This window comes from Crystallibacter permensis (assembly GCF_025960875.1).
In the GTDB taxonomy this organism is placed as follows: domain Bacteria; phylum Actinomycetota; class Actinomycetes; order Actinomycetales; family Micrococcaceae; genus Crystallibacter; species Crystallibacter permensis.
The window spans coordinates 106,118-112,830 of record NZ_JAODLR010000015.1; the positions used below are offsets into that span (position 1 = coordinate 106,118).

Here is a 6,713-nt window from a genome sequence, read left to right on the forward strand (position 1 = left end):
GGGCTGTCATGATGTATTCGGAACGGGTGCCGGGATGGATTGGATGACATCGGAAAAACTTTGGGACCGGTCAGGGTTCGACCGTGACGCTGATGGAATGCCAGCCCGAGGCACCATTCGGAATCGGGTCTGCCCGCTCATCGGTCTGCAGTCCGTCTACCGCGTCGTAGGACCGGACGCGCAGGTAATGCTGCCCGGGCTCGGCCTGCCAACTGAACGACCATTGGCGCCAGGTGTCCACCGTGGCTTCGGCGGCCAGCTCGGCTTCCTCCCAGGGCCCGTCGTCCACCTGCACTTCCACCCGTTCGATACCGCGTTGCTGGGCCCACGCGGTGCCGCCTACCGCGATCTTGCCTGCCGGCACACGTGCGAACGGCCGCGGGGCTTCGATCCGTGACGCGGTCTTAATGGGGGCGCGCTCCGACCAGCCGCGGTCCGTCCAGTAGGCGGTCTTGTCCTGGAACCTCGTGACCTCCAGATCCACCACCCACTTCGTGGCCGAAACAAAGCCGTAGAGCCCGGGCACCACCATCCGCACGGGGAAACCGTGGTCCAGCGGCAGCGGTTCGCCGTTCATGCCGACCGCGAGCAACGCATCCCGGCCGTCCCGCAGCACCTCCAGCGGAGTCGAGGCACTGAAGCCGTCGGCACTGGTGGAGAGCACCATGTCCGCGCCGGGCAGCGGGCGCGCCCGTTCCAGTACCTTCGCCAGCGGATAGCCCAGCCACTTGGCGTTGCCGGCCAGGTCCCCTCCGACGGGGTTGGAGACGCAGGTCAGCGTCACATAGGACTCCAGCAGTTCGGAATCCAGCAGCTCCTGGAAGGACATTGTGAACTCCTCCTCCACCATGCCGTGCACGCGCAGCTGCCAGGTCTGCGGATCAACCCGGGGCACGGCCAGCGCCGTATCGATCCGGTAGAAGTCCGCGTTGGGCGTGACGAAGGGGACCACTCCATCTACCGGTGCATGGACACCCGCCGGCAGTGGGTCTGCTTTGCGGAACGCCGATGGCAGCCGGAGTGCCTTGCGGAAATCCTCCACGCTGTTGCGCAGGCCAGCGAGCGCGGTGCCGCCAGCCCCCATGACCGCCGCGGTAACGGCGAGCATGCCTGCTGCGGCAAAGAAGGATCGCCTTGTCGGCGGGTCGGAGGGAGCGGGACCGGACGGCGACCGGCCGCCGGCAACGGCCGGACCCGGGGTAACGTCCGTAGCAGGATCGGCGGTTGCAGCAGGGTCGGCAACTGCAGGAGGATCGGCGGCCGCAGCAGGGTCGGCAGTTGCAGCGCCAGTTTCTCTTGCCTGAGGGATGCGGCGCTCCAGCAGCCGCAGCGAAACGAGTCCGGCCAGGGTGCCCGCGGCCGTCGGGATTAAATCCAGGACATTGGCGCCCGCCCGGGTGATCACTGCCGCGCCGACGACCGCGCCCAGCAGTACCACCGCTGCGGCGCCCCAGGTCCAGCGGCGCCGGGCGAGCAGTCCGACCAGGCAGGCCAGTACCGCCGTGACTACACCCATAGCGATGAACAGGACCGTCTTGTCCGCCGTGCCGAAGGTTTCGACGGCGAAATTCTTCAGCCAGGCCGGCGTGAAATCGATAAACGCGGCACCGAGGGCGACCAGCGGCGAAGCGGCCGGACGGAACCAGACGCCGGCCAGCTGGGCGACTCCCAGCAGCACACCGGCCGAAACCAGTCCGGCGAGCGCGGCGGCCAGGGCGGACAAGGGGATTCTCTTGAGCTTCTTCACACCCGGTATTCGTAGCCGCGAACCAAAAGTATTGGCCGGATTTTCACAGAAGGTCCAAACCACCCGCGCGTCCGCTCCGAATAACTGACAGGCGAGTCCACACGACAACTACGTGGCCGCCGAGAAGTAAGTCCATCAGAGAGGAAGAGCATCATGACTACGTCAGATCAAACCAGCATCCGTGGTGGCAGGCGGACCAGCGTTCAGACAGTAACTTTGGCCGTCGGCGCGGTCTTCCTGCTGGTCGGGATCCTGGGCTTTGTTCCCGGCATTACCAGCGGGGTCGATCAGCTGAGTTTCGCAGGTCACCAGTCCGGCGCCATGCTGCTGGGACTGTTCCAGGTTTCAGTCCTGCATAACGTTGTGCACCTGCTCTTCGGCGTCGTCGGTCTGGCGCTGTCGCGCAGCTGGACCGGCTCGCGAAGCTACCTTATCTGGGGCGGAGCAATCTACCTTGTGCTCTGGATCTACGGGCTGGTCATCGGGCACGAGTCTCCGGCCAACTTCGTTCCGCTGAACATGGCCGATAACTGGCTGCACTTCGTCCTGGGCGTCGCCATGCTCGGCCTCGGTCTTCTCCTGGGACGAGGCCACACGGCTGCCAAGGCCTGATCTGGGAACGCCGGACGCAGGGAGCATCTGACCTGAGGAACAAAGGTCTGTCACAGCTTCTTCATAGATTCGCCGCCTAAGGTCTCAGGTATAGCCCCGCAGGGGGAACTACGCGAGCAAGGCCAGCTAACACGTCTGGCTGCAGGGAGCGGACCGCTATGACAGCTAAACACAGCGTCTTTGCCACCAGAACTCCGCCGGGATTGACGGGGAATCTGATGACCGACCACTCAGTTCCGGGTATCTCGAATAATCTTCTGGCCGGCCGGTACCGAGTGGGTCCGGTCATCGGGCTGGGCGGCATGGGTACCGTTTACCGCGCCGAGGACGAAGTCCTTGGCCGCGAAGTGGCGCTCAAGGTTTACCGCCCGGATCCCGTTGATCCGGAACGGCTCCGGTGGCACCAGGAGGAAATCGCGACCTTGGCCCGGCTGAACCACCCGGGTTTGGTCACGCTCTACGATGCCGGCAGCTCCCCTTTCGACGGCGGGACCGTGTCCTGGCTGGTCATGGAACTCATCCCCGGGGTCGACCTCGGGCGGCATCTGGATGTAGGGCCCCTGGACTACCTGGAAACAATCCGGCTCGGTGCCGAGTTGGCTTCCGCCCTTCACTACATCCACCGGCGCAACATAGTCCATCGGGATGTGAAGCCGGCCAACATCGTGATGGCCCGCTACTTCGATGATGAAGCTCCGCACCCCAAGCTGGCCGATTTCGGCATTGCCAGCATGATCAATGGGACGCCGCTGGCCGCCTCCGGGATTATTTTGGGCACTGCCAGCTACCTCAGCCCAGAACAGGTGGTCGGCTCAGCCGTTGGATCTCCTTCAGATGTCTACTCTCTTGGCCTGGTGTTGCTGCAGTGCCTCACGGGCGAATTGGAGTACCCCGGCCAGCCCTTGGCATCGGCAAGAGCCAGGCTGGCGCGTCCGCCAAGAATACCGAGTCACCTCGGGGTGGACTTGGCCCGGCTTCTTGAATCCATGACAGCCATTGATCCCCGGCATCGTCCCGCAGCAGTCGAGGCCGCTCAAGTCCTCCGCAGGATTTCCGGTAGCGAGGCACCCGTCGCCGCTGCCCGTGCCGGTTCCGATGTGCGTTCCGGTGTCAGATCCGCTGCCATGCCGCCCGTTGCTGCTCGCCCGGGCAACGAACCGCCGATAGCACACATTGCCCTGCCCGTCCTGAAGACGAGCCTCATGACCAACGCCACGCGAGGCCTGCCCTGGCAGGCCCTGCCGGAAAGGCCGACCCGTCAACCGGCCCCGGTATATCCGATAGCGCTGTCCGGGTCCGCAGCCACGCGGACCCGCGGCAGACGAAAGCCGTCCATGCTGCAACTCGGCCTTGCGTCAGTGGCCTTGATCCTCATGGTCGCGGCACTGATCTTCGGTGCCGTGATCGCCACCTCCGGGAGCTCCGGCCCCGCGCAAACGCCTTCTCCGGCTGTGCCTGCGGAGCTGGACGAGCACCTGCAACAGCTCGAAGAAAGCCTCACCCCATGAACCGGCCGACAGCCCTCGCCCGAATCTTTCTGGCCGGCGTAGCAGCCACGGCACTGCTGGCAGGTTGCGCCCAGCAGGAGAATCCGGCCGCAACCGCCCTCGACACCCTGCAGGAACGGGCCAGCACCATCAGGCAACTTGCATCAGAACAGAACCTTTCCACTGCTCTGGACGAAGTTGGCCTGCTGGAGAACGACTTGGACAAGGCAGCCGCGAATGGGCATATCGCGGCGGAAATTCAGCAGGAAGCTGCGAAGGCCTTGGCCAAAGTCCGCAACGATCTCGAGGTGCTGGCCGAGGAAACCGCCCAGTCGGACGTGACCCAAACGGCGGACCGTCCGGCCCCTGAGGAAACCTTCTCCGATGATGGTGAAGACTGGCGGAACTCCGAGGGACATGAGGACTGGGAACAGTGGGAGAACGACGACGGCCGGGACAGTTGGGATGACGAAGACCAGGATCGGTGGGATGACCAGCAAGACGAGTCATGGGATCAGTGGGATGACGAACGAGACGACTCAGATCACGGACACCACTGATGCAGGCGTGACCGCCGGTTACGTGACCGCCGGTTAACGGTCCCGCGGAACAAAGCCGAGCCGCTTGTCCACCACATTCGCCATCGGTTTCCCCTGTCGCCAGGCATGGAAGTTGCTTTCGAACTGCGCGGCTAGTTCGTCCAGCCAGTTCTGGGAATCGCCTGACATATGCGGAGTGACGAGGACGTTGTCCAGCTGCCACAACGCGTGACCCTTGGGCAACGGCTCGGTTTCGAAGACGTCGAGCACCGCGCCGCCCAGCCGCCCGGTACGCAGGGCCTGAACGAGACCGTCCTGGTCCACCAGCCTGCCCCGGCCCACATTGATCAGCACGGCAGACGGCTTCATCGCTTCCAAGACTGTCCGGCTGACCATCCTCTCTGTCGCCGTCGTCAGTGGAGCGGCGAGCACCACGTAGTCATAATCGCCGGCGGCCCGGGCAAAGTCTGCGCTGGCGTGGACAGTCCCGAAGTCAGGGTCCCCGGTCCTGGCGGTACGGCCCAATCCGTCCACCTCCATTCCGACGGCGCGCAGGAGCCTGGCGGTGCAGCGGCCGATGCTCCCGGTGCCGGCCACCAGCACCCGTGCCCCTGCAACCTCCGTTGTCGGCCAGCTTTCCCACTGCTGCCGGCGCTGCCGCTCCCCCGCCACTCCGAATCCCTTGGCGACATGCAGGATGCCGCCAAGCACGAACTCCGCCATCGGCCGGTCGAAGATGCCGCGGGCGTTCGTGACCACCACGTCCGATTCGACGAGCTCCGGAAAGAGCAGCTTGTCCACACCGGCTGCTGGCACGTGGATCCACTTCAGTGCGTCCGCGCTGGGCCACACCTCCCGCAGCCCCTCGGCGAAAAAGTCCCACAGGTACAGCACCTCCGCCCCAGACAGCGCGGCTTCCAGACCCTCGATGTCCGTAATCCTGAACTCCGCGTGTTCCTGCAGCTTCTCCAGTCCGATAACAGGCCTGTCCCCTGCCAGGACGGTGATTATGGGCTTTGCGTTCATCTGTCCAATCTAGTAGCCAAACTGCGCTTTGGAGGACTACCGTACCGGGGATTGGTTGCTCTCACTGCCTGTCGGCTTCCTCGAGGCGTACGACGTCGACTTGCAGACATCGGATATCTTTCACAGGTCGCACGGCGCGGCGCCACGGCTGTATGCCAGCGTCAGAACGGTGGTGGGGTGTAGAGGTCCGGCGTCGGTTCGGTTGGCGGGCGGATGGACCAGCTGTTTTCGGGGGTGCTGGTCCATTCGTGGCCGGTCCGCGATTTCCAGGTGGTGCTGCCATCTGGGTATTGGGTGACTTTCCAGCCACCTTTGTGCTTCGCACGATGGTCGGGTTTGCAGGCGGCCTTAAGATTTTCCAGGACGGTTTTACCGCCGTCTTCCCAGGCGATGGTGTGGTCGACCTCGCAGAACCGGGCTTCCACGCGGCAGCCGGGGCCGCTGCAATGCCCGTCACGTAAGCGGACGAGTCGTTTGAGCCATTCGGGCGGATGCCGCAGGTCTTTCGCGGCGGCAATCGCTTTACCGTATCCATCGGTAAGCACCAGCAGCCACGACTTTGCCAGTCCGGCGAGGTTCCGGGCCGTTTCCGGCGGGATCGGCCCGTACCCGGCGAGTTCGCCGGGCTCCTCGCTCAACCTTGCCGCGGTCTCCAACGACAACGTGACCGCGACACTGGCCGTCGCCCCTGCGCCTGCACCGTTGCCCGTCCCCTGACCCGAGCAGTTCCCAACGCAGGTGCCGCTGCCACCTTTGAGGATCAGGTCGGTGATGACGTCGGCGCGCAGCTGGGGCAGGGTCCGGGCCTCTTCGGGGCCTTGCAGCTTCTTCGCGAGGGCCTGGACCAGGTTGAACACCATCACCGCTTTGTCCGCGCTGCAGCGGAACCAGACTTCGGCCATCCCGTCATCCTGCGGCACCAGGCCGACGTTCCGGGACTGGTTCGCGCGTTCATGGCGGATGGTGAGGGTTTCCGGGTGCAGCCGTTCACGGGCCTTGCGGGCACGGGCCCGCACACTCTCGACCGTGACCCTGCCAGCTTTGGGCAGGACCTTGGCCTCGAACGCCGGCAGCAGGTTTTCGGGCAGGTCGGCGGAGCCGCGGGCGATGGCGGTGGCCCGCGGCAGGTCCAGGTTCCCGGCGGCCATCGCCTCCACCGTGGCCGGCAAATGCTCGCACAGCTGCGCGGCCTCGGCCAGGTCCTTCACCGCGCTGCCGCGGGGCTGGGCCAGGGCCGCGGCGATCTCCGTTGCGGCGCAGGAGGAGAACCCGTGCGCGTTGCCGGTCTCGGCGTCTTCGGCC

General features: G+C 65.2%; 6 protein-coding genes. 3 read left to right on the top strand and 3 right to left on the bottom strand.

Going from position 1 to position 6,713, the window contains the following annotated elements:
• Positions 1–70: 70 nt before the first annotated feature.
• Positions 71–1,747: a molybdopterin-dependent oxidoreductase gene (locus tag B0G38_RS16410; protein WP_264670394.1), complete on the bottom strand. Its 1,677-nt coding sequence runs from the start codon at positions 1,745–1,747 to the stop codon at positions 71–73.
• Positions 1,748–1,900: 153 nt separating this feature from the next.
• Here B0G38_RS16410 and B0G38_RS16415 point away from each other — a divergent pair, with 153 nt between their 5' ends.
• The 3 genes from B0G38_RS16415 (at position 1,901) to B0G38_RS16425 (ending at position 4,406) form a co-directional block, all read left to right on the top strand.
• Positions 1,901–2,359 carry a DUF4383 domain-containing protein gene (locus B0G38_RS16415; RefSeq protein WP_264670395.1) on the top strand — a complete coding sequence of 153 codons (459 nt, stop codon included), beginning with the start codon at positions 1,901–1,903 and terminating at the stop codon, positions 2,357–2,359.
• Between the two features lie 218 nt (positions 2,360–2,577).
• Positions 2,578–3,867, top strand: a complete 1,290-nt coding sequence (locus B0G38_RS16420; RefSeq protein ID WP_264670396.1) for a serine/threonine-protein kinase — start codon at positions 2,578–2,580, stop codon at positions 3,865–3,867.
• Positions 3,864–4,406, top strand: coding sequence for a hypothetical protein (locus tag B0G38_RS16425; RefSeq protein ID WP_264670397.1), 543 nt, complete (start codon positions 3,864–3,866; stop codon positions 4,404–4,406). The genes B0G38_RS16420 and B0G38_RS16425 overlap by 4 nt, the downstream gene beginning before the upstream one ends.
• A gap of 33 nt (positions 4,407–4,439) precedes the next feature.
• Here B0G38_RS16425 and B0G38_RS16430 read toward each other — a convergent pair whose 3' ends face one another.
• Positions 4,440–5,411: a D-2-hydroxyacid dehydrogenase gene (locus tag B0G38_RS16430; protein ID WP_264670398.1), complete on the bottom strand. Its 972-nt coding sequence runs from the start codon at positions 5,409–5,411 to the stop codon at positions 4,440–4,442.
• Positions 5,412–5,572: 161 nt separating this feature from the next.
• Positions 5,573–6,713: HNH endonuclease signature motif containing protein (locus B0G38_RS16435; RefSeq protein ID WP_264670399.1), on the bottom strand; the 1,141-nt coding region annotated here is incomplete at its 5' end.

Excerpts from the sequence above, each read along its gene's own strand:
- B0G38_RS16430 (WP_264670398.1), bottom strand. The coding sequence starts at position 5,411 with ATGAACGCAAAGCCCATAATCACCGTCCTGGCAGGGGACAGGCCTGTT.
- B0G38_RS16425 (WP_264670397.1), top strand. The coding sequence starts at position 3,864 with ATGAACCGGCCGACAGCCCTCGCCCGAATCTTTCTGGCCGGCGTAGCA.
- B0G38_RS16415 (WP_264670395.1), top strand. The coding sequence starts at position 1,901 with ATGACTACGTCAGATCAAACCAGCATCCGTGGTGGCAGGCGGACCAGC.
- B0G38_RS16420 (WP_264670396.1), top strand. The coding sequence starts at position 2,578 with ATGACCGACCACTCAGTTCCGGGTATCTCGAATAATCTTCTGGCCGGC.